Origin of the sequence: Pseudomonas sp. GX19020, assembly GCF_023371075.1 — a bacterium.
In the GTDB taxonomy this organism is placed as follows: domain Bacteria; phylum Pseudomonadota; class Alphaproteobacteria; order Rhodobacterales; family Rhodobacteraceae; genus Pseudogemmobacter.
In genome coordinates this window covers 81,766-104,892 of sequence record NZ_JAMCCR010000010.1, presented here as the reverse complement: position 1 = coordinate 104,892, position 23,127 = coordinate 81,766, and the positions used below count along the sequence as shown (strand labels likewise).

Below are 23,127 nucleotides of genomic sequence, written 5' to 3'. Positions count from 1 at the left end.
CCGGGGGGCCGCTACCGAAGACAGGAACAAGGATAAAGACGTGCAGATCCCGTCCGACCTCAGCGCCAGCCTGGCGCATGGCGGCTTGCCGCCCTTCAGGATGACCACCGATCCCGCTCTGGCACCGGATGCCCGCGCGGCAGACGCCAATTTACTGCTTTCGCAGGACCCGCCCGGCATTTCCATCACCCAGGCCGAAGAGATCGCCCTGCGGACCTTCGGCATTGCCGGCCAGTTCCGCAGCCTGTCATCCGAGCGGGATTCCAATTTTCATGTCAGCCTGGCCTGTGGCACCCAGGCGCTGTTGAAGATCACCAATGCCAGCGAGGACCGCAGTGTCACCGCGATGCAGACGGCGGCGCTGATGCATCTGGCAGTGATTGATCCCGACCTGCCGGTGCAGCGGATCTGTCAGACGCTGAAAGGTGAGGCCTGGGACATTGTCACCGGCCCTTCGGGGCAGCAGCATATCGTGCGGCTGCTGACATGGCTTGACGGCACAATGCTGCATGCCGCAACGCCCGGCCCGGATCTGCACTACCGCATAGGCGCGCTGCTGGGGCGGTTGAGCAAAGGGATGCGCGGCTTTTTCCATCCCGCCGCGGGTCATGTGCTGCAATGGGACATTAAACAGGCGGCCAGCCTGCGCCCGATGCTGTCCGCGGTCAGCGATACCGCGTTGCGCGACCGGCTTGGCGCCCATCTCGACCGGTTTGCAGCTGAGATCGCCCCGCGCCTGCCGCATCTGCGGGCCTGGGTCGTGCACAATGATTTCAACCCCCACAATCTGGTTGTCGACGGAGTTGAGGCCGATATCCCGACCGGGATCATTGACTTCGGCGATATGGTTCATACGCCGCTGGCCTGTGATCTGGCGGTCGCCTGCTCCTATAATATCACCGAGGGGCCAGCGCCACTTGCGCGGGTCGCGGATATGGTTGCGGGCTATGCCTCGGTTCTGATGCCAGAAGAGGAAGAGATCGCGCTGCTCCCCGATCTGATCCGGATGCGCCATGTCACCACGCTGGCCGTTACCTCCTGGCGCGCGGCCCGCTATCCCGAAAACGCGCCCTATATCCTGAGGAACGCAGCCGCCTCGCTGCGCGGACTTGATGCGATCGATCACATCGGCGCCGATGAAACCGCGCGGCTGCTGCGCGCCGCCCTGCCTGCAAAAACGACGGAGTGACCCGGATGAAACCCGATACCACCATGGTAAATGCTTTTGATCCGACGCGGACCGCTGGTCTTGCCCCTGAGGATCGTGCGCTGATCCAGCGGCGTGGCAAAGCGCTTGGACCGGCTTACCGCCTGTTCTATGAAGAACCACTCCACCTTGTGCGGGGCGAGGGGGTCTGGCTTTACGACGCCCAAGGCAATGCCTGGCTTGACGCCTATAATAATGTGGCCTCTGTCGGCCATTCCCATCCAAAAGTGGTTGAGGCGATCAGCCGCCAGCTTGCCACGCTCAACACCCATACCCGCTACCTGCATGAGGGCGTGGTCAGCTATGCCGAGCGGCTGCTTGCCACCATGCCCCCCGAGATGGGCCATATGATGTTCACCTGCACCGGGTCAGAAGCCAATGACCTCGCACTGCGTATCGCGCGGTCTTACACCGGGCGCCAGGGGGTGATCGTGACCCGGCTGGCCTATCACGGGCTGACCGAGTCGGTATCGGAATTCTCTCCCTCGCTGGGTGGCTTCGTACAAAGGGGCGCGAGGGTGCGCCTGATCGATGCGCCCAATGCTCTGTTTGTCCCGCCCGCCGAACAGGGGGCGAAACTGGCGGCGGATCTGGCGAAGGCCATCGCAGAGATGCGCGCTGACGGGATCGAGCCCGCGGCTTTCATCGTCGACACGATCTTCTCAAGTGACGGGCTCTACCCCGATCCGGCGGGCTTTCTGAAACCGGCCGCCGATCTGATCCGCGCCGAAGGCGGGCTCTTCATCGCCGATGAGGTGCAGCCTGGCTTTGCCCGCACGGGGGATCGTTTCTGGGGCTTTCAGCGGCATGGCATCACGCCTGATATCGTAACGATGGGCAAACCAATGGGCAATGGTTTCCCCGTTGCAGGCGCGGCTATCCGCCCGGAAGTCGTCGCGGAATTCGGCGAGAAAGCCCGGTATTTCAACACGTTCGGGGGAAATCCGGTGGCCAGTGCTGCCGGAATGGCGGTGCTTGATGTGATCGAAACCGAAGGGCTTCAGCAAAACGCGCGCGAGATCGGGGCCTTTCTGAAGCAGGGGCTTTCCGAGATTGTACGCGGACGCGACGATATCGGTGACGTGCGGGGCGCGGGGCTGTTTCTGGCGATGGAATGTGTCGAGAGCCAGAGCACGAACAAACCGAATGCCCGGCTAGCGGGCCATATCGTCAACCATCTGCGGCGCAATGGTGTGCTGATCAGCGCCACCGGACCCGGCGCGAACATTCTCAAGATCCGCCCGCCACTGGTGTTGCAAAAGCCCGAAGCGACTCGGTTTCTTGAGGCAATCAGTGCGGCGGTTGCCGCCGCCTGAGGCCTGGCTGGCAGCAGGCTCGCGCCGTGCAGGGGAAACTGATAGTTTCGGTCAAAGTGCCTGAAAGATAGCAAGATGGATTTTGCCCAACTGACCGCCGAACCCTTGCACGAGCAGGCCTATTCGGCCTTGCGAAATGCGCTTCTTATGGGGCGTTTCACCCCCGGACAATCCGTGACCATCCGTGGTCTGGGGGCGAGCCTCGGCATTTCGGCCACTCCGGTCCGGGAGGCCCTGCAGCGCCTGATCGCCGAAGGGGCGCTGGAACTTGCCGCCAACCGCACGGTACAGGTGCCGGTCATGACGCGTGCCCGGTTTGCCGAGATCACCGCGATCCGCCTGCGCCTGGAGCCTCTGGCCGGTGAGGCCGCGCTGTGCCATGCCAGTTCAGAGCTTTGTACAAAGCTGGAAGTGTTGAACGAACGCATGTTCGCTTCAATCGCCGAGGGACGTTTTTCCGACTATCTGGCGGATAATCAGAGCTTCCATTTCCTGATCTACGAGAGCGCGAAACAGCCATTCCTTCAGCAGATGATCGGGCTGTGCTGGTTGCGGACCGGCCCCTGGCTGAACCGCCTCGCGGATGAAGGGCGCTTCCATGTCATCGCCAATGAAGAACATGGCCAGATGATCTCGGCATTGCGCAGACAGGACCCCGCCGCGATCGCCGCAGCGCTGGTGAAGGACATAGGGGACGCCGCCGAAGTGCTGGCAACCCATCTGATCTATGCCGAGGATACCGGTGCCCCGAAAGGCCGGCCCTGAGCCGGTCATCGCCGTAGCAGATTGTCGGTTCGGGGGGCGGGTCTTTCGGCGCGTTGCGCGCCCGGGACCGTGCCACAGGAGTTTAGGCTGCAAAGCCTGGCCTGCGGCCTAGCCCGGGGTGGCGCTGGTCCGGGGTGCTTCCGTTTGTTCATCGCATTCACGGCCTCTGACCACGTGACAGGGGCAGAGGCCGGTGGAATTTCAGGCATATCGGGTGAAACATTTTGTTTGATATGTTCGATAATGTTTAATGCTGCAAGATGCCTCCGGTTGCCACGATTTTGCCCATAAAATATTTTTCATCAGCAAAATCATTGATGTATGAAAATTTCCATACAGATGGTCATGAAGTTCCCGGCAGAACTCAACGAAAATCTCTGATCGTCGCAGGTCTCGGCACAGAATTCTTTTTCGATTGTGTTCGAATCCTGTTGACGCTTGTCGAGGCCATCCATTAGCCTTTTCTCCAGACCCGCAAACAGGGTTGCAGGGGGATTATCATCGAGAGAGAGGCAGGGCAGGTTTGCCCGGGGCGCAATTTTCGCGGCACGTTTAGATTGCCATGCGGGCAGCTATGTCAAACTTCGCAAAATTGCTTCCGGGTACGAAACCGGTGACTGCCATGGTCCACCTGAAGCCTTTGCCGGGGGTCCGGCTTTATGATGAGGCGGCGGTGACAAAGGGGATCGTCAAAGGGGTCGCCTGCGACCCGGAGGCTTTGCAGGCAGCAGATGTTAATGCCGACGATCCGGAGAGTGCAAGTGACCTCATGAGGATCGTGAGAGCCAGCCTGGGCTGACGTTCAGGCAGACCATACCGGGGAGAGACGATGGACGTAAGACGCGATACGACAACCAGCTATCTTTACGGCCTCGCAGCGCTGGCGGTCGGGATTTTCGTCGCGTTGTCACTGGCCGCGCCGGGCTATCTTTCCTTCAACAATCTCTCCTCGATGGGGTTCCAGTTCCCGGAATTCGGGCTGCTGGCACTGGCAATTCTGCCTGCAATGATTGCCGGAGGGATCGATCTTTCTGTCGTGGCTGTCGCCAATCTGAGCGCGGTGATCTGCGCGGTTCTGCTGCGTGAAGGCGGCGTTGCGGCGTCAGTCGCCATACCGGTAACGATCCTCACGGGGCTGTGCTGCGGTGCGGTCAACGGGCTCCTGATCTCATGGCTCAGGCTGCCCGCGATCCTTGCGACACTGGGCACCATGCAGCTGTTTGGCGGCATCGCTATCGTCATAACGGGCGGCCCGTCGCTGACGGGGCTGCCGGCTTGGTATGCCGCTTTGGGGACATGGTCGGTCTTCGGGATCCTGCCGCTGCCGCTGGTCATCTTCGCAGGCGTGGCCCTGGTGCTGGGACTTGTGCTGGCGCGGACGCGGCTTGGACTGCGTGGCAGGCTTTACGGTGCCAATGCAACTGCCGCCCGCTTCGCCGGCATTTCCGAGACGACAACCCTTGTGCGGACCTATGCAATCTGCGGCGGTATCGCGGCTCTGGCCGGGCTGGTTGTGCTGGCGCGGGTCAGCTCGGCCAATCCCGATTACGGCAGCTCTTATCTGCTTCTTGTGATCCTGATCAATGTGCTGGCCGGGGTGGATCCCAATGGCGGCCGTGGCACCGTGATCGGAGTGGTGCTGGCGGTGCTGACATTGCAGCTGATCTCAAGCGGTCTGAACTTTATGGCCTTCAGCGCCTATTCGCGCGACCTCTTCTATGGCGGCCTGCTGGTTGCGGTGATGCTGGGGCGCTGGATGGCTGGCAATCTGGGCCTCGGCCCTCTTTTCATGCGGAAAAAACGGATATGATCGACTCTCTTCGCCAGTCACTCGAAGCGCTGATGCTGATCCCGGGCCTCGCCGGGCATGAGGATCGGGTCCGCCGCCATATCACCGGGCAGCTTGCACATCTGCCATTGCAGGTCTCGGTCGATATGCTGGGCAATCTGATCTGTACGCTGCCGGGTGCCGATACCGCACCTTCGGTGATGCTGTTTACCCATATGGACAGCCTCGGTTTCGTGACCCGCAAGATTGAAGCGAACGGGCTGATCCGCATCGAGCGTCTTGGCGGCATACCCGAGAAAGCGCTCCCGGCGCAGCTGGTCACGTTCTGCGTGGGTGAGGGTCGCGATGTGCATGGCATCATCGCCAACAAGTCGCACCACGCGACCCCGGCAGATGAGAAATACAAGGTCACGCCCTATGCGGATCTTTTCATTGATATCGGCGCCGAAAGTGCGGGCGCTGTCGAAGCGCTTGGGATCCGGATCGGCACGCCGGTGGTTTATACGCCCCGGGTGGTGCATCTGAACGAGCACCGCGTTGCGGGCACCTGGATTGATGATCGTGCAGGTTGCGCGGTGGTGATGGCGGCGGCGGCGGCCCTGGCGGAACTGCCGGTTGCTCAGCGCCCGACGGTGCATTTCGTCTTTGCCGTGCTGGAAGAATTCAACCTGCGCGGCGCGATGGTAGCAGCCCAGGGGCTGCGGCCCGATGTGGCGATTCAGATTGACCTCGCGCTGAACTCGGATACGCCGGACATGACCAGCCGCGGGGAGGTCGTCCTGGGCGGTGGCCCGGCAATGGCACTGTATTCCTTTCACGGGCGGGGCACGCTGAACGGCACCATCCCCCATCCGGCGCTTCCGAAACTGATGGATGAGACTGCCGCCGCCGAAGGTATTCCCCTGCAGCGTACCGCCCATACCGGCGCTCTTACCGACAGCTCTTATGTGCAGCTGGTCGGCACCGGCGTCGCCTGCATTGATATGTGTTTTCCCTGTCGCTACACCCATACCTCGCTGGAATTGTGCGACTTGCGTGACCTTTCACAACTGACCCGGCTGGTCAGTGCGGCCATTGCGCGCATGGCAGGTGATTTCAGTCTCGACCGTGATCTGGTGACCTGATGCGCTATACGCTCGGCATTGATATCGGCACCTATGAGGCGAAAGGATGCCTTGTCGATGAGACAGGGCGGGTGATGGCCGAGGCTGCGCGTCGTCATGACATGCAGGTCCCAGAGCCGGGCTATGCCGAACATGATGCCGAGGCCGACTGGTGGCAGGGCTTTGTCACGCTGACGCGGGAGTTGCTGGCAAAAAGTGCCGTTAATCCTAAAGAGATTGCCGCGGTCGGCATCTCGGGGATCGGCCCCTGCATGTTGCCGGTCGACGCGGCGGGCGTCGCGCTGATGAATGGTGTGCTTTACGGCGTCGACACCCGCGCCAGCCGGGAAATCGCAGAGCTGACGGCGGAAATCGGCGTCGAAACGCTGTTGCGGCGCACCGGCAATGGTCTGACCTCGCAATCGGTCGGGCCCAAGATGCTCTGGCTGAAACGCAACCGGCCCGAGATTTTCGCGCGCACGAAATACATCATGAATTCGACCACCTGGCTCGTGTTCCGGCTGACGGGGAGAGTGGTGATCGACCATTATTCTGCCTCCAGCTATCATCCTTATTATGACATCGAAAGCCAGTCCTGGACGCGTGATTACGATGATCTGATCGCGCCGGCCGCGCTTTTGCCCGCGCTGACCTGGGCCACCGATATCGCCGGACATATCTCTTCTGACGCCGCGCAGCTGACGGGCCTTGCTGAAGGCACGCCGGTGATTGCGGGAACCATCGACGCCGCCGCCGAGGCGGTTTCTGTGGGCGTGCAGGATTCCGGTCAGATGATGCTCATGTATGGGTCGTCAATGTTCCTGATCCTCGTGACCGACGAGAGAATTGCGGACCCGCACCTCTGGTATGCGCCCTGGCTTTTCCCGGGCCAGCACGCGCTGATGTCGGGAACTGCCACTGCTGGCACGCTCACGCGCTGGTTTGTCAGCCAGTTCGCCCGCGATTTGCCCGAGACAGAGGTTTTTGCGGTGCTCAGCGCCGAGGCGGCAGCCTCACCTCCCGGCGCGCGGGGCCTGTTGATGCTGCCCTATTTCTCGGGCGAGCGCACGCCGATCCATGATGCAGCGGCGAAAGGGGTTATTTTTGGCCTCGATCTCTCCCATCAGCGCGGTGATCTCTATCGGGCCCTGCTGGAAGGGGTTGGCTATGGCATCGCCCAGATCCTCGATACCTATAACGCGGCAGGCGCGCGCATCACCGAGGTGATAGCGGTGGGGGGCGGCACCCGCAATTCGATCTGGGCGCAGGGGATCTCGGATATCACGGGACGGGAGCAGACGATCCGCGCCCGCTCGACCGGTGCGGCCTATGGCGATGCCTTTCTCGCTGCGGTGGGGGTCGGCATGGTCGCTCCCCGCGATATCACGCGCTGGAATCCGAGTGCGCGCATGCTGACACCTGATTCTGATCTGACGCAGCTTTACCACGACGGTGCAGCGCGTTTCCAAAGACTTTACCACAGCACCCGGCCGCTGCTGGCCGGTGGCAAAAACTGAAAAATAAACAAAACAGAGGAGGACGATATGAGTTTTTCCATCCGCAAAGGCGCTCTGGCACTGGCGCTTGGCGCGACATGTCTCGCCGGCCCAGCGCTGGCCGAAACCAAAAGCTATGAGATCGTGACCGTGGTGAAGCTGGAAGGCATCGCCTGGTTCAACCGCATGGCCGAGGGCGTGGCCGGCTTCAAAGAAGCCTCCGGCCATAATGCCACCACGATTGGCCCGGTTTCGGCCGATGCCGCGTTGCAGGTTCAGATGATCGAGGATCTGATCGCGCGCGGCGTTGACGCAATCACCGTGGTGCCGAATTCGCCCGAGGCGCTGGAGCCGGTCCTGAAAAAGGCGCTCGATGCCGGGATCAAGGTGATCGGCCACGAGGCTTCCTCGCTGCAGAATGTCACCTGGGATATCGAGGCCTTCGACAATGGCGCTTACGGCGAGCATCTGATGAAGGCGCTGGCCGAAGGTATGGGCGAGGAAGGCGAATATGCCGTGTTCGTCGGCCATCTGACCGCAAAAACCCATAATGAATGGGTCGATGCCGCGATCGCCTATCAGGAGGCCCATTATCCGAAAATGACGCTGGTAGGCGGCAAGGTGGAATCGAACGAACAGCAGCAGACCGCTTATGCCAAAACCAAGGAATTGCTGCGCACCTATCCGAACCTCAAGGGCATCCAGGGGTCGGCCGGTGAGGATGTGGTTGGCGCCGCCCTCGCGGTTGAAGAAGCCGGGCTTGAAGGCAAGGTGACCATTGTCGGCACCTCGCTGGTATCTGTCTCCGGCCCTTATCTCGAGGCAGGCACCATCAGCATGATTTCCTTCTGGGATCCGGCCAAGGCCGGTGAGGCGATGAACAAGCTGGCGGTCATGGCGATCGAGGGGCAGGAGGTCAAAACCGGCGATGACCTGGGGATCCCGGGCTATAATGACGTTAAGGTTGATGGCCATGTGATCTATGGCCAGGCCTGGGAAGATGTGACCTCGGCGAATATGGGCGATTACAACTTCTGATCCGTTTCATGCCCTGCCCGGTTTGGTCCGGGCAGGGCACGCGCTGCGCTCTTCGGGATATTTCCATGCCCTCACCCGTTCCCCTGCTGGACCTGCGAAACCTTGCCAAGGCCTATGGGCCGATCCCGGTGCTGGAAGGGGTCGGCTTCACGCTCTGGCCGGGTGAAGTGCGTTGTCTTGCCGGCGAGAACGGGTCGGGCAAATCAACCCTGATCAAGATCCTCTCGGGGGTCATTGCCGCCGATGCGGGCGAGGTGTTGTTCGATGGCAAGCGCGCACCAAAAGGCGCGCGTGCGGCGATTGCGATGGGTCTTTCGGTGATCTGGCAGGATTTCTCGCTGCTGCCCAATCTGACGGTCCATGAAAACATCTCTTTCCTGTCAGCGCTTTCGTCGGGGGCAAAGGTCTATTCGGCGCGTCGGAGCAGGGCTCTGGCGCTGGAGGTCCTGGAGCGGATGGGCGTCAGCCTTGATCCCGACCGGGTGCTGGAAGAAATTCCCGTGGCCGAAAAACAGGTCGTCGCCATTGCCCGAGCGCTGGCAAACGAGGCGCGCATCATCGTGATGGACGAGCCGACCACCGCCCTGACCCGGGCCGAAGTGGCGCAGCTGTTCAGGATCGTGCGCCAGCTGAAGGCCGATGGCGTTGCCTTTCTTTTCGTGTCTCACAAGATCGAAGAGGTTTTCGCAGTCTGCGATACGGTCACGGTGCTGCGCGACGGCAAGGCGGTTGTCGCGGGGCCAATCACGGCATTCCGGCCGGCCGGCCTTGTCGAAGCGATGTCGGGGCGCCCCATCGACAGCCAGCGCCTGGCGCGGAGCCCGGTCGCTGCAGCGGCCCCGGTGCTGCGGCTGCGCGGTCTGACGCGCCGGGGCGATTACGAGGGGGTGGATCTTGATCTGCATTCTGGCGAGATCACCTCGATTGTCGGCCTGCTCGGCTCGGGGCGCACGCCGCTGGCCCTGTCCCTGTTTGGTTTGTTGCAGCCCGACAGTGGCACGATTGAGGACGCATCCGGGGTGATCCGCCTGCGCTCCGCGCAAGATGCCATGGCGCGCGGTATCGCCTATGTTCCCGAAGACCGGCTGACCGAGGCCCTGTTCGCCGACCAGCCGATCCGGGACAATTTCGGCGTGGCAACGATGGAACATGACCTGCGCGGCCCGTTCCTCAGCCTCAGATCCATGGCAGCCCGCACAAACAACGCGATCCGGCGACTCTCGGTCCGCGCGCCCGGGCCGGGACCGAATATTTCGACCCTTTCGGGCGGCAATGCGCAGAAGGTGGTTCTGGCACGGTGGATGGAAACCGACCCGAAGCTGCTGATCCTGAACGGGCCAACTGTCGGCGTCGATGTCGGCTCGAAACGGGCCATCCATGAACTGGTGCTGGCGCTGTCGCGTCAGGGCTGTGCGGTATTGGTGGTGACCGATGACATTTACGAGGCCATGGCGCTGTCCGACTGTATCAGGGTCATGACCGGGGGCCGTCTGACCGCCACTTTCGACGCTGAATCCGTCACTGAAGACGAAATCTATGCCGCCGTCACCGCCGATCATCCGCAAGAGGAGAGCGCCGCATGACCGCTGACCCGGCAGGAAAAACGATGGGAAATATGACAGGTATTCTGACCCAGACCCTGCGCTCGCCCCAGGGGGTGGTCATGGCAATGGCGCTGGCTCTGGCGCTGTTTCTGGGCGCCCTGAACCCGGCCTTTTTTTCTGCAGCCACGCTGATCGACATCACGCGCAACGGGCTGGTGACCGGAATTTTCGCCATCGGCGTGATGCTGGTCCTCTGCGCCGGGGGGATTGACGTCTCATGCACGGCCATCGGCGCCTTTGCGATGTATGCAACCGCAAAACTCATCATGGCCATCGATCCCGGCCTGTCGATCTGGGCCTGGTTTGCGATGGGGGCGCTGATCGGGGCGCTGCTCGGCCTGATAAACGGAATTTTGGTTGGCGGGTTCGGGCTGAACACGCTGATTGTGACGCTGGGCACTATGAGCCTGATCCGCGGTGCGCTTCTGACCTTCCTTGGCACCGTCTATGTCACCAATATGCCGCGCGAAGTGGTCAGCTTTGCACGATCGAATATTGTGCGGATCGAGAATGAGATGGGCCAGATGGTCTCGCTGCCAAAGGCCTTCTGGGCTCTCGCAGCTGTGTCGGTTCTGGTCGGGCTGATTTTGCGATTCACAATATTTGGCCGCAAGGTCTATGCGATCGGCGGTTCAGAGGAAGGCGCGCGGCGGCTTGGGATCAATGTGGCCGGGGTCAAGGTTGCTGTCTTCGTGATGGCAGGGGCAATTGCCGGGATTGCCGGGATAACCCATATGACGCTGGCCCGTATGGCGAACCCTTTCGATCTGGTCGGGCAGGAACTGAATGTCATCGCAGCTGTCGTGTTAGGTGGCGCGCGGATCACGGGCGGCTACGGCACGGTGATCGGTACGATGCTGGGTGTTCTGGTCATCACCATGATCAATACCAGCCTTCTGATGGTGGGTGTGCCATCCTATTGGCAGAAAGTGGTGGTCGGCGCCCTGATCATCATCGGCACAGCACTGCCCATCGCGATGGAGCGCTGGCAGGCGCGCAGCATCCACAGCCGGGCGTGACGCAGAAAAACCAGAACCACAGACCCCGGGAGGACGCCGCGATGAAGAAAATCCTGAACCAGGCCGCGCATTACGTTGATGAGATGCTTGAGGGCATGATCCTCGCCCATCCGGACATCTATGCCCAGCCGTCGCGCCGGGTGGTGGCGCGGGCGCGCGGCGCGGCCGAGGGCCAGGTCGGCATCGTCTCGGGGGGGGGCTCGGGCCATCTGCCGGTTTTCACCGGCTATGTCGGCGAGGGGTTTCTTTCAGCCTGCGCGGTCGGGGATGTCTTCGCCAGCCCTTCGGCGGAACAGATGGCCGAGGCGATCCGGCTTGCCGATCGCGGCAAAGGCGTGCTCTGCCTCTACGGCAATTATGGTGGCGATGTGATGAATTTCGACATGGCCTGCGAGATGGTCGATCTGGAGAATGACATTTCCACATCGACCGTTCTTCTGACCGATGACGTGGTTTCGGCCCCGAGGAGCGAGGCTGCAAAGCGCCGTGGTGTCGGAGGCATGGTTTTCGCCTTCAAGATCGCCGGAGCCGCTGCGGATGAAGGGCTTGACCTCGCAGGCGTGACCGCCGCTGCACAAAAGGCCGCCGACAATCTCGTGTCGATCGGCATGGCGCTGACGCCCTGCATCATTCCGCAGCATGGCAAACCCACTTTCGAGCTGGGCGAGAATGAGATGGAAATGGGCATGGGCATTCATGGCGAGCGCGGCATTTACCGCTCGGCCATCAAAACCGCCGACGAGATCGCCGATGAGATGCTGGACCAGCTGGTTTCTGATCAGCCGCTTGAAGCGGGGGCGCGCATCGCGCTTCTGGTCAATTCTTTGGGTGCGACCCCGCAGGAGGAGCTTTACATCCTTTACCGCCGTCTCAGGGCCAGGCTTGATGCTATTGGCGTGACTGTAGCCGGGCTGCTGATCGGGCGTTACGCCACCTCGATGGAGATGACCGGCATGACACTGACGGTACTTAAACTGGATGCCGATCTGGAGCGCTGGCTGAAGGCGCCGGCGCATTGTGCCTTCTGGAGCGTCGCATGATTACGGTTGCCGATCTGAAAGCGGGGCTGGAGCGGGTGGCAGCCTATACCGCCGGCTTTTCGGATGAGCTTTGCCGCGCCGATGGCGAACTTGGTGACGGCGATCTGGGGATCACCGTCACCAATGGCTTTGCCGAGGCGGCGCGGATTGATCTCCCGGCTGATTTCGGCCTCGCCCTTCTGGAAGTGGCAAAGGCCTTTCAGCGGGTGTCGTCCTCTTCCTATGGCACGCTGATTGCAACTGGATTTATGTCGGCAGCGAGAGAGCTGAAAGGCTCTGACAGCCTTGATCCCGCCCGGATTCCGGCCCTCGTCGGAGGGGGCCGGGACGCGATGATGGCGCGCGGTAAGGGCAACCTGGGTGACAAGACGGTGCTGGACAGTCTCGACGCAGTGGCGCGGTCGCTTGTGGGGGTGCCACCGGAGCAGATGGCGCGCGTCGCAGCAACCAGCGCAGGCGAGGTCGTCGAGGCTTTTCGGTCCCGGCCCTGTCTTCTCGGCCGGGCCCGGATGTTTGGAGAGCGTTCCGTCGGACTTGCCGATCCCGGCCAGCTGGCATTTCAGCGGATCCTTGAGGGCTTGCATCCCGCTTAGATCCGGGGCGCGGACCCTGCGCGGCGGCCGGTTTTGTGGGCGTTTGATTGTACTGGCATAGCGCGGGCTGAGCTGGCGCGGTTGCGGATGCCCTCTCCACGGGTCGCTGAGACGCTCTGGGGCAAGGTCGTCAGCATGCAGTCTGCTCCGGATCCGACAAATCCTGAGGGCTGTCCACTCGGTCTCCGGCGACAGGGGCGGTGCGATTGAATCGGGCTTTTCGCAATCAGACGCGGCCTGTTGCGCCTGGACCGGCACCGGCGTTTTGCACGGCCAGGAGCCGGTAGCCGCACTGTATGCCATCGCAAACCTTTACCCGGCATCGAACCACTTGGTGGCGCGGGCCGGCTCGGGGATCAATTCGGTCGCTGACCTCAGGGGCAGGAAGGTTTCGCTGGACGAGCCTGGCTCGGGTACGCTGGTCGATGTGCAACTGATCCTTGCGGTCTGGGGTCTCTCGGAAGCTGACATCACCCCGGAATATCTGAAGCTAAACCAGGCCGCCGATCTGATGAGTGACGGCCATATGGACGCCTTCTTTTTCGTGGGTGGTTTCCCCGCCGGGGCGATTGCCGAGCTGGCGACCAGCAGAGACATCACCATCGTTACGCTGACCGGCCCTGAGGCCGGGGGCGTGCTGAAAGACTATGGTTTCTGCGCGCCGAACACCATTCCGGCAGCCACCTGTCAAGGTGTTGATCAGGACGTGGCAACGCTGGCGGTGGGCGCGCTCTGGATCACCGGTGCCTCGCAGTCCGAAGAGCTGATCTATGAGATCACCAGTGCCGTCTGGAACAAGAACTCACGGGCGCTTCCGGATGCGGGTCACGCCAAAGGCAAGGAAATCGTGCCGGATCATGCGCTGGATGGCGTTGGCATTTCGCTGCATCCGGGCGCCGAAAGGTTCTGCCGCGAGGCAGGGCCCGAGATCCCCGCCGCTGAGTGAGCTGTGCCGAAGGGAGAAACCGGGGGCGGAGTGGTTAAAGCCCCGCCCCCTCTGCTTACGGCGCCCCGACCTGCCGGGCTGCCTGAGGCGTCAGGGGCGCAGTCCCTGACCTGTCATCCCTCCCGCAGGCGGATCGCAAGGCGTTTCCGGGTGGAATTTCGGGGAAGGCTATCGTCAGTGAGCGCGCCCATCAGGGCGGGCGTCACGCCGCATGAGAAATCTGTCACAGGCGTGACGGTTCCGGGCAGATCGGGTCCAGTTTTGCGATGCGGGCAACCTTTAGCAGGTTAACGCTATGCAAGCGAAGAAGAAGAGAACATGGTTCCGGGACCCCAGGTGGCTGGTGCCCGGATCAGGCCCTATAGTCATCGCCTTCACTGGGGCAGCCAGAAACTCTGCGTCCCCGCCCATCTCATATTCTGCCGCAAGGGAGTTGATGAAATATGGATCTGCGTCAGCTTAGATATTTCGTCGCCGTCGCGGAGGAGCTGCATTTCCGCAATGCAGCGCAAAAGCTGCATATCTCGCAGCCGCCCTTGTCCCAGCAGATCCGCCAGCTTGAGGATTATGTCGGGCAGGCGCTGTTCAACCGTGACACCAAAGGGGTCAGGCTGACGCCGGCAGGGCGCCGGCTCCTTCCCCATGCGCGGCGCGCGATTAAGGCAGCCGAGATCGCTTTCGGGGCCGTGCAGCGTGCCGAGGGAGAGACGCTCCGCCTCGGCTTTGTCAGCTCGTCCTCGGTGCTGCTGCCGGCGATCCTGAAAGGGTTCCGCGAGGCCTGGCCCGAAACCGAGCTTCGTCTGACCGAGGCGAATTCGGTGCGCCAGGGCGAGATGTTGCTGGAAGGCGAACTGGATGTCGCTCTGATCCGGGGTCCCTGGCGCGCGCCGGGCTTTGTGACGGAAGAAGTGTCGGTTGACCGTCTCGTCCTTGTGCTGGCCGAGGATCATCCCCGGGTCGGAGATCCGACGCTGCGGCTGGCAGATCTGGCCGTCGAGCCTTTTGTGTTCTTTTCCCGCGATATCGGACCGGGCTATTTCGATGCCGTCATGGGGGCCTGCATGACCGCCGGTTTCTCGCCCGAAGTGTCGCAGGTCGTGGGCTCCACCCTGACAATGGTCGCGCTGGTATCGGCCGGTTGCGGCTACAGCCTTGTTCCGGAAAGCGTGGCCGCCGTGACGAGGGGGGTCGCTGTTCTGTGCCCACCGGATCTGACGGCCGTCAGCACGCTGCACGCAGTCTTCCCTGAGACAGCGGCCAGCAGCCCGGCCGTCATGTCAATCATCGATGCGATCCGCGATCAGGCGCCAGGCCGGGCCCTTGCCCGCACAGGTTCTGTCAGTGCCGGAAAACCTCCGGGCGGAAGCCCCGGCAGGGCAGCTCAGACCCATGCCGCAAAACTGCCGGCTGGGATTATCTGATCAGGGCCGGCTCCTCCCCTGGCGCTATTGATACGAAATATCTATCAACAAAGTCGTAATAAGTATTTGAGCGAACCGGCTGACCCTTTATGCTTGAGGAGAACCGGCGCGCCTGCCTGAGGGGTGCCAGAGGAAACAGTCTTAGCGGAGCCTATGTCATGGAGCAGCTGCCTGTCGATAGTCTGATCCGCAACGGCTTTGTCATCACCATGGATGCCGGGCGGCGCTGCCTGCCCAACGGGGCGATCGCGATCAGTGGCGGGCGTATCGTTGATGTCGGACCAGAGGCGGAGCTCCTTGCCCGCTACCGCGCGGATCAGGTGATCGACGCCAAAGGCGGCACGGTTCACCCCGGCTTCATCGACACCCATGTGCATTTCATGAACACGGCCCGGGGCGCGCTGCCGGATACGCTGGAGACCGGCACGATGATGAATGTGCTGCGCCGGTGGTGGGATCTCTCTGATCTTGCCGATGAGCGCGCGGCGACCATGCTTAACTGCCTCGAAATGCTCTCGAATGGCACGACCTGCTTTCTTGAGGCCGGAACGCTGAAATATGCCGATGCCGCCGCCGAAGCTGCCGCTGAGCTTGGCATCAGGGGCTTTATCGGGGATCCGTTCCTGTGGGATCTGCCGATCAGCGATGGCGTTTACGACATGTCGCGGGCCGCGCGCGATCTTGATCGCAGCCTTGATCTGCTGGGTGGCCAGCTGAAGCGCAATACGGCCGAGAAAGAGCCGCTGATCCGCGGCTGTGTCGTGGTTTTCGGGCTGGGTTCGGCCTCGGACGAGCTGCTTCTGGCCGCAAAGTCGGTGGCGGATGCAAATGGCGCGATCCTGACCATGCATCAGTCCTTTGACCACCATGATGCCGGGGCCGATGCCGCGCGTCTGGGGAAACGGGCGATCTGCCATTATGCCGATCACGGTTTGCTGGGCGAGAACATGACGTTCAGCCATATGAATGACCTCGATCCCGATGAAGCGAAGCTGGCGGCAGAAGCCGGTGTGACGGCGGTCTGGTGCCCGGTGACCTCGATGAACCTCGGGGCGCAGGCGGCAAAACATGCGAGGCATCTGGAGCTGCGCCGCCACGGCGCAAATGTCTCGCTGGCCAGTGACGGTGTTGCCTCCGGCTGCCGCTATGATGTGGGGTTTCAGGGGCTTGTGGCGCTTCTGGGTACCCGCGCCAAGGGCGATGGCCAGCAGATGACCGCGATGGATGTGCTGGAACTGGCCACCATCGGCGGCGCGAAGGCGGTGGGGATGGCAGCCGATCTCGGCTCGCTGGAGCCGGGGAAATACGCCGATATCGTCATCCGCAGCACCGATCTGCCCGAGGCCCATCCCTGGTCTGACCCGGTGCAGTCACTGGTCTATAATTGCGGTTCGAAATCGGTCGACAGGGTGATCGTCAACGGCGTCCTCGTCTGGGCGGACGGTCATCCGCAGCTGGTTGATGCCGCGAAAGCCTATGACGAGGCGCGGCGCTCGCATCTGCGGATGCTGGAACGCCTCGATATGAAACCGCGATGGCAGCCGGACCGGCCGCAGAGCAACGGCCTCACCTGAGGAAACTCCAGAATGTACAAACTCTATTACGCGCCGGGACTTGCGAGTCTCGCGCCCCATTTTGTGCTGAACGAAATCGGCGCGCCCTATGAGCTGATCCTCGTCGACCGCAAGAAGGGTGAGCATCAAAGCGCGGATTATCTGGCGCTGAACCCGAACGGAAGAATTCCGACGCTGGTCGATGGCGATCTGACGCTGTTCGAGGCGGCGGCGATCTGCCTGCATCTGGCGGACCGCCATCCCGATTCCGGATTGATTGCCGCACCCGGCAGCCGCGAACGCGCCCTGACCTATCAGTGGCTGACCTTTCTGACCAACACGGTCCAGGTGGATTTCTGGCAGTATTACCGCCCCGAATTCTATGTGTCGCCCGAAGACGAGCCTGCCTATCGGGCGCGGATGGAGGAGCATCTTCTGCGCCATCTGGCCGTGCTGGATACGGCCTTGCAGGGGCGGCGCGCGCTTGCCGGTGAACAGCCTTCCATTGCCGATTTCTACCTGCTGCTCCTCGGGCGCTGGTGCCGCCTGCTGTCAAAGCCGACCCGCAGCTTCCCCGAACTTGCCCGCCATCTCGACAGCCTGGTCGAACGGCCGGCGGTGCAGCGCAGTTTCCGGGCGGAAGCCATCACCGCCCCTTTCTTCTGACATCTCCATTCCCTGACCCGACCCCCGATCCCTGACCGACGAGGCAACCATGTCCGAACTCACCCCTCCGAAACGCCGCATCCTGATCGACGGATTGCAGGCCGATGAATGCGATGTCGAGGTTTTCCAGGAATGGAACCGGGGCGGATTGTCCTGTGTTCACACCACCTGCATGAACTATACCTTCGACAACACACGTGACGCGCTGTCCGCCCTGTCGCGCTGGCGGCGTGCCTTCCGGCACCATCCCGATCTGATCGAGCAGGCCCGGACCGCCGATGACATCACCCGGATCGCCGAAAGCGGCCGCACCGCCGTCATCCTCGGATTCCAGAACACCCTGCCGCTGGAAGATGACCTGGCGCTTGTCGAGATCTTCTATGATCTGGGCATCCGCTGCCTGCAGATGAGCTATAATCATCAGGGTCTTGCGGGTTCGGGCTGTCTTGAGCCAAATGACAGCGGGCTGTCGCTTTACGGCAAGAAGATCATTTCCGAGATGAACCGCCTCGGCATGATCGTTGACGTGTCGCATTGCGGGTTGCGCACCACGCTGGACAGTATCGAGCATTCGAGCCAGCCGATCGCCGTCACCCATTCCAACCCGTCCAGCTTCGGCACGAAATACGGCCATAAATTCGAGCTGACCCACCGGCTGAAATCCGATGATGTGCTGAAGAAGCTGGCCGAAACCGGCGGCATGTTCGGGATGGTGCTGTTCCCTGCGATGCTTCCCGGCGGGATCGACTGCAAGCTGGAGACCTTCGTCGATATGGTGGAACACGCAGCCTCTGTGGTGGGCCACAAATCGCTGGGGCTTGGCACTGATTTCGTCTGGCGTCGTCCGCTGTCTTATATCCGCCAGGTCCGCACCGGTCGCTCGACCTATGACTGGGCGCCGGTGGTGCCGCCGGTCTGGCCGGAATGGATGCGCACGCCCGCCGACCTGCCGCGCCTTGCAGATGAACTTGCGCGCCGCAAATGGACCGAGGAGCAGATCGACGATTTCCTCGGCCAGAACTGGCTGGATTACTATCGCCGGATCCTCGGCTGATTTCCCCTCATACCGAAAACAGGACAGAAACCCATGTTAAACCGACGTTCTCTCCTCGCCGCTCTCGGCTCGGGCACCGCGCTGGCCCTGATCGGCGCACGCAGTGCCCTGGCCGATGGGAAAGTGGTCAATTTCATCAGCTGGGGCGGCACCACCCAGGCCGCCCAGGAAGAGGCATGGATCGGCCCCTTCACCGAGGCGACCGGGATCAAAGTCGCCCCGGGTGGCCCCTCGGATTACGGCAAGCTGCAGGCGATGGTCGAGGCCGGCAACGTCACCTGGGACGTGGTCGATGTCGAGCATGACTTCGGCGTCTATGCCGGCAATGCGGGCCTGCTGGAGAAGCTGGATTTCTCGATCATTGACCGCGATTCCCATGATCCGCGCTTCGTGACCGATTACACTATTGGCAGCTATGTCTCGACCCATGTGCTCGGCTTTGTCAAAGGCAGCTTTGACGCCGATCCCGCAGGCTGGGCGGATCTTTTCGATCTCGAGAAATTCCCGGGCAAACGCGCTTATTACAAATGGGTCGGACCGGGCCTTCTGGAGGTGCCGCTGCTGGCAGATGGCGTGAAGCCCGAGGATCTCTATCCCCTCGATCTGGACCGCGCGTTCAAAAAACTTGACCAGATCAAATCGCAGATCGTCTGGTACAGCAGTGGCGCGGAATCGCAGCAGCTGGTCGCCTCGGGCGAGACCAGGATCGGGATGCTCTGGAGCGGGCGCCTCTGGTCGCTGATCCAGGACGGGCTGGATATCGGTATTTCCTGGGATCAGAACCTTGTCGCGGCCGATGTGCTGGTCGTGCCCAAAGGCACGCCGAACAAAGAGGCGGCGATGCGTTTCCTTGCCTATGCGGGCAGCGCAGAAGGCCAGGCCCGTATGGCCAATCTCTCGGCCTATGGCCCGACCAATCCCGGCGCGATTCCTGAGCTGGCGGCAGAGATCCTGCCCTATCAGCCCAGCGAACATGCAGCACAGAATGTGCCGCTGGACATCGCCTGGTGGGCCGCAAATCGCGACGCAATCAGCGCGCGCTGGTATGAGTGGCAGGCGGGCTGATCCGTCATGAGGGGAAAAACAGATGCAGACAGGCCCTGACAAGACCCGATCCGTGCTGCTGACCGGCCCTGCCCCACGGAGCCGGAGCGCGGGGCTGCGCGCTAGGCTTGAGGGAGCGACCGCGACCCTTGCGGGTCCGGCGCTGCTTCTGGTTCTGTTTTTCTTCATCCTGCCGGTTGCGCTGCTGCTGGCCAGAAGCATTCTCGAGCCCGAAGCCGGGCTCGGGAATTATGCCGAATTGCTGCAATCCGGGGCCTATCGCACGGTTTTGCTCAACACATTCACCATCGCATCGGTGGTGACCGTGGTGACAGTGCTGATCGGCTTTCCCGTCGCCTGGCTGATCGCGGTGTCGAACCGGTTCTGGGGTATGGCGCTGCTGGGGCTGATCTTCATTTCGATGTGGACCAGCCTGCTGACGCGCAGCTTTGCCTGGCTGATCCTGTTGCAGTCCAATGGGGTGATCAACCGGATGCTGAAAGGGCTTGGCCTCATTTCGGAGCCGCTGAGCCTTGTCAACAATATGACCGGGGTCGTGATCGGGATGACCTATATCCTGCTGCCTTTCGTGATCTTTCCCCTGCTCAGCACGATGCGCGCGATCGAGCCGGGCCTGTTGCGGGCCGCCGCGCTTTGCGGCGCAAACCGATGGCAGTGCTTCTTGCATGTCTTCCTGCCGGCCTGCGCGCCGGGGATCGCGGCAGGCGCCCTGATGGTCTTTGTCATGTCGCTGGGCTATTTCATCACGCCCGTCATGCTGGGTGGCAGTTCAACCATGATGCTGGCCGAGCTGATCGTGCATCTGGTGCAATCCCTGCTACGCTGGGGACTGGGTGCGGCGGCGGCCTTTATCCTCTTTGCCATCACGCTTGCGGCCTATGCCCTGCAACTGCGGCTGTTCGACCCGCTGCGTTCAGCAAAGGGAGGCCGCTGATGTTACTGGATTTCCGTCATCTCGGTGCCATCCGCTGGGTGCTGATCGGGGTCGGCCTGCTGGTGGCCGCATTCCTGCTGCTGCCGGTCGTATTCATCGTGCTTTTGTCCTTCGGATCGTCCCGCTGGCTGATCTTCCCGCCGCCGGGATGGACGCTGAAATGGTATGAGGCGTTTTTTGCCGATCCCGGCTGGTTTGCGGCCCTCGGTGCCAGCCTGCGGGTGGGCCTTGCGGCGGCGGTGATTGCGGTGGTCTTCGGGCTGGGCGCAGCACTTGCAATGAGCCGCGGCAGGCTGCGCGGGGCCTGGTGGCTGCATATGCTGCTGCTGATGCCGATGGTGCTGCCGGTGGTCGTTCTGGCCGTCGGGATCTATTCCCTCGCGCTGCGGGTCGGGCTGAATGACACATTCATCGGCTTTGTGCTGTCCCATGCCATCGTGGCTCTGCCCTTCACGGTGATCATCCTTGTGAACGGGCTGAACAGCTTTGACCCCGCGCTTGAGGCTGCCGCCGTCCTGTGCGGCGCCAGCCGCTGGCGGGCGCGGCTGCATGTGACCTTTCCTGCCATTCGTCTCAGCATCATCACAGCGGTGATCTTCGCCTTCCTGATTTCCTGGGACGAGATCGTCATCTCGATCTTCATGGCGGGGCCCAACCTGCAAACCTTGCCGGTCAAGCTCTGGACCACCCTGCGCCAGGATCTGACTCCGGTGATCGCGGTGGCCTCTACGATGGTGCTGGCCTTTTCACTGATCCTGCTGCTGATCGCGGCAATCCTTACGCGGAGGGGCAGATGACAGCCTGGCTTTCAATCGACGCGCTCAGCAAATCTTTTGGCCAAAGCATCGCCGTGCGCGATGTCAGCCTGGAGATCGGACGCGGCGAATTCGTCACCTTTCTGGGCCCGTCCGGTTCGGGCAAATCGACGCTGCTCTATATGATCGCAGGGCTTGAAACACCCAGCACCGGGGATATCCGGCTTGCCGGTGACTCGCTGCTGCCGGTGGCGCCGAACCTGCGCAATATCGGCATGGTCTTTCAGAGATACACCCTGATCCCGCATCTGACCGTGGCCGAAAACATCGCCTTCCCGATGAAGATGCGCAAATGGGACCGGCAGCGGCAAAAGCGGCGGCTCGAGGAGATGCTGGCGCTTGTGCGGCTTGAGGAGTTTGCGGGACGCAGGCCGGATTCCCTCTCGGGCGGGCAGCAGCAAAGGGTCGCCCTTGCGCGCGCGCTTGCCTACGAGCCGGAGATGCTTCTGATGGATGAACCGCTGGCCGCGCTGGATCAGAGCCTGAAACTGGATCTGCAGCGCGAGATCAGACGGATCCATGACAGCACCGGCGCGACGATCCTTTACGTCACCCATGATCAGGAAGAGGCGATGCGGCTTTCTGATCGCATCGCGGTCTTTCACAATGGCACTGTCGAACAGTTCGCCACGCCAGGAGAGATCTACCAGAAGCCAGGCACCGCCTTTGTCGCGGGCTTTGTCGGGCATTCGAACCTTCTGCCGGCAGAGATGTTCGCCGAAAGCCGCCCCGTCGACGCCTTTCCGGGTGCGGATTCCGCCGGAACGCCGGGTCTTCAGCCCGACAAAGGCGCGGCCCTGTTCCGGCCCGAGGATTTCACCGTTCTCCGCCGCGAGCCCGGATCAGCTGCTCTGCCCGGCACAATTGCCGACATCGCGTTCCTGGGGCCGGTCGTGGAAATTCTGGTCCGCCTCGCATCCGGGGCCCAGATTCTGGTGAGGCAGGCGCCCGACCTGTCCCCGGATCTGCGTCCGGGAGAACTGGTGTCACTCCGCATCCTGCGGCAGCCCTGGATTCTGCCCTGAGCTGTCAGGGCCACTGCCGGAACCGGCAGGGTCAGATGACGCATCACAAGAGTATGGAGGCCCGATTTGAACGTCCTGGTCGTTTTCGATCACCCGCGCCGGAATTCGTTCTGCGGCGCGGTTCTGGACCGCTTTGTCGCCGGACTGAAGGAGGCAGGGCACCGGGCGGAAATTGCCGATCTGCGCGCAGAAGGCTTTGATCCGCGCCTGGGCGTGGAAGATGAGCCTGATCGTGATGCGCCCGGCAAAATCTACAGCCCCGCCGTTCTGGCCGAACAGGCGCGCGTCACGAGAAACGACGCGCTCGCCTTTGTGTTTCCGGTCTGGTGGTGGTCGCTGCCGGCCACAAGCAAGGGCTGGATCGACCGGGTCTGGAACCGTGACTGGGCCTATGGCGCGCGCAAACTGACGCATAGCAAGGCCCTGCTGATCGGCCTCGCCTCAGCCGATGCCGGGCAATATGCGAAGCGCAGCTATGACAGTGCCATGCAGACACAGCTGGTGCAGGGCGTCCTCAATTATTGCGGCATAGAGGATGCTTCTCTGGAGCTTCTGCATGGCAGTACAGGGTCAGAAAGCGGTCGCTCCGGCCTGCTGGACCGGGCAGCGATGCTCGGCCGGACGTTCTGAAGCCCATACCGATAAGGTTCCGGCGCGTTTGGCAGATGCGTGGCGCGG

Annotated in this window: 22 protein-coding genes; all 22 read left to right on the top strand. The window is 62.1% G+C overall.

All coding sequences use genetic code 11. The annotated features are described in order from the left end of the window. Positions 1 to 40: 40 nt before the first annotated feature. The 22 genes from M3484_RS15535 (at position 41) to M3484_RS15430 (ending at position 23,079) form a co-directional block, all read left to right on the top strand. Positions 41 to 1,189: a phosphotransferase gene (locus tag M3484_RS15535; RefSeq protein ID WP_249497581.1), complete on the top strand. Its 1,149-nt coding sequence runs from the start codon at positions 41 to 43 to the stop codon at positions 1,187 to 1,189. Between the two features lie 5 nt (positions 1,190 to 1,194). Continuing rightward, the gene (locus M3484_RS15530) at positions 1,195 to 2,523 is read left to right on the top strand and encodes an aspartate aminotransferase family protein (RefSeq protein WP_249497576.1); all 1,329 of its coding nucleotides are present in this window, start codon (positions 1,195 to 1,197) and stop codon (positions 2,521 to 2,523) included. Positions 2,524 to 2,598: 75 nt separating this feature from the next. Next, positions 2,599 to 3,288, top strand: a complete 690-nt coding sequence (locus M3484_RS15525; protein WP_249497575.1) for a GntR family transcriptional regulator — start codon at positions 2,599 to 2,601, stop codon at positions 3,286 to 3,288. Between the two features lie 622 nt (positions 3,289 to 3,910). Continuing rightward, positions 3,911 to 4,087: a hypothetical protein gene (locus M3484_RS15520; RefSeq protein WP_249497574.1), complete on the top strand. Its 177-nt coding sequence runs from the start codon at positions 3,911 to 3,913 to the stop codon at positions 4,085 to 4,087. Positions 4,088 to 4,117: 30 nt separating this feature from the next. Further along, complete coding sequence (locus M3484_RS15515) at positions 4,118 to 5,098, top strand: ABC transporter permease (protein ID WP_249497573.1); 981 nt, start codon at positions 4,118 to 4,120, stop codon at positions 5,096 to 5,098. Continuing rightward, the gene (locus M3484_RS15510) at positions 5,095 to 6,201 is read left to right on the top strand and encodes a M20/M25/M40 family metallo-hydrolase (RefSeq protein WP_249497572.1); all 1,107 of its coding nucleotides are present in this window, start codon (positions 5,095 to 5,097) and stop codon (positions 6,199 to 6,201) included. The genes M3484_RS15515 and M3484_RS15510 overlap by 4 nt, the downstream gene beginning before the upstream one ends. Further along, positions 6,201 to 7,697, top strand: coding sequence for an FGGY-family carbohydrate kinase (locus tag M3484_RS15505; protein ID WP_249497571.1), 1,497 nt, complete (start codon positions 6,201 to 6,203; stop codon positions 7,695 to 7,697). Before M3484_RS15510 ends, M3484_RS15505 begins: the two co-directional genes overlap by 1 nt. A gap of 27 nt (positions 7,698 to 7,724) precedes the next feature. Beyond that, positions 7,725 to 8,714, top strand: coding sequence for an autoinducer 2 ABC transporter substrate-binding protein (locus tag M3484_RS15500; protein WP_092904272.1), 990 nt, complete (start codon positions 7,725 to 7,727; stop codon positions 8,712 to 8,714). A 65-nt stretch (positions 8,715 to 8,779) separates the two neighbouring features. Further along, complete coding sequence (locus M3484_RS15495; protein ID WP_249497570.1) at positions 8,780 to 10,297, top strand: sugar ABC transporter ATP-binding protein; 1,518 nt, start codon at positions 8,780 to 8,782, stop codon at positions 10,295 to 10,297. Further along, positions 10,294 to 11,337: an ABC transporter permease gene (locus tag M3484_RS15490; RefSeq protein WP_249497569.1), complete on the top strand. Its 1,044-nt coding sequence runs from the start codon at positions 10,294 to 10,296 to the stop codon at positions 11,335 to 11,337. Before M3484_RS15495 ends, M3484_RS15490 begins: the two co-directional genes overlap by 4 nt. 41 nt (positions 11,338 to 11,378) lie before the next feature. Then, positions 11,379 to 12,377, top strand: coding sequence for a dihydroxyacetone kinase subunit DhaK (locus M3484_RS15485; RefSeq protein WP_249497568.1), 999 nt, complete (start codon positions 11,379 to 11,381; stop codon positions 12,375 to 12,377). Beyond that, on the top strand, positions 12,374 to 12,970 hold the full coding sequence (locus M3484_RS15480) for a dihydroxyacetone kinase subunit L (RefSeq protein WP_249497567.1): 597 nt from the start codon (positions 12,374 to 12,376) through the stop codon (positions 12,968 to 12,970). Before M3484_RS15485 ends, M3484_RS15480 begins: the two co-directional genes overlap by 4 nt. Before the next feature lie 67 nt (positions 12,971 to 13,037). Beyond that, positions 13,038 to 13,916 carry a TAXI family TRAP transporter solute-binding subunit gene (locus tag M3484_RS15475; protein ID WP_349306282.1) on the top strand — a complete coding sequence of 293 codons (879 nt, stop codon included), beginning with the start codon at positions 13,038 to 13,040 and terminating at the stop codon, positions 13,914 to 13,916. Positions 13,917 to 14,359: 443 nt separating this feature from the next. After that, positions 14,360 to 15,337, top strand: a complete 978-nt coding sequence (locus M3484_RS15470) for a LysR family transcriptional regulator (protein ID WP_249497566.1) — start codon at positions 14,360 to 14,362, stop codon at positions 15,335 to 15,337. 158 nt (positions 15,338 to 15,495) lie between these two features. Continuing rightward, complete coding sequence (locus tag M3484_RS15465) at positions 15,496 to 16,911, top strand: amidohydrolase family protein (protein WP_249497565.1); 1,416 nt, start codon at positions 15,496 to 15,498, stop codon at positions 16,909 to 16,911. A gap of 12 nt (positions 16,912 to 16,923) precedes the next feature. Beyond that, on the top strand, positions 16,924 to 17,556 hold the full coding sequence (locus tag M3484_RS15460) for a glutathione S-transferase family protein (RefSeq protein ID WP_249497564.1): 633 nt from the start codon (positions 16,924 to 16,926) through the stop codon (positions 17,554 to 17,556). Positions 17,557 to 17,605: 49 nt separating this feature from the next. Further along, positions 17,606 to 18,610: a membrane dipeptidase gene (locus M3484_RS15455; protein ID WP_249497563.1), complete on the top strand. Its 1,005-nt coding sequence runs from the start codon at positions 17,606 to 17,608 to the stop codon at positions 18,608 to 18,610. 33 nt (positions 18,611 to 18,643) lie between these two features. Further along, the gene (locus M3484_RS15450) at positions 18,644 to 19,675 is read left to right on the top strand and encodes an ABC transporter substrate-binding protein (protein ID WP_092904288.1); all 1,032 of its coding nucleotides are present in this window, start codon (positions 18,644 to 18,646) and stop codon (positions 19,673 to 19,675) included. 22 nt (positions 19,676 to 19,697) lie between these two features. Further along, positions 19,698 to 20,609 (top strand): ABC transporter permease, encoded by a 912-nt coding sequence (locus M3484_RS15445; RefSeq protein WP_249497562.1) that lies wholly within the window; start codon positions 19,698 to 19,700, stop codon positions 20,607 to 20,609. After that, positions 20,609 to 21,406 (top strand): ABC transporter permease, encoded by a 798-nt coding sequence (locus M3484_RS15440; protein WP_249497561.1) that lies wholly within the window; start codon positions 20,609 to 20,611, stop codon positions 21,404 to 21,406. Before M3484_RS15445 ends, M3484_RS15440 begins: the two co-directional genes overlap by 1 nt. Next, the gene (locus M3484_RS15435; RefSeq protein ID WP_249497560.1) at positions 21,403 to 22,449 is read left to right on the top strand and encodes an ABC transporter ATP-binding protein; all 1,047 of its coding nucleotides are present in this window, start codon (positions 21,403 to 21,405) and stop codon (positions 22,447 to 22,449) included. The genes M3484_RS15440 and M3484_RS15435 overlap by 4 nt, the downstream gene beginning before the upstream one ends. A 66-nt stretch (positions 22,450 to 22,515) precedes the next feature. Beyond that, positions 22,516 to 23,079, top strand: coding sequence for an NAD(P)H oxidoreductase (locus tag M3484_RS15430; protein ID WP_249497559.1), 564 nt, complete (start codon positions 22,516 to 22,518; stop codon positions 23,077 to 23,079). Positions 23,080 to 23,127 lie beyond the last annotated feature (48 nt).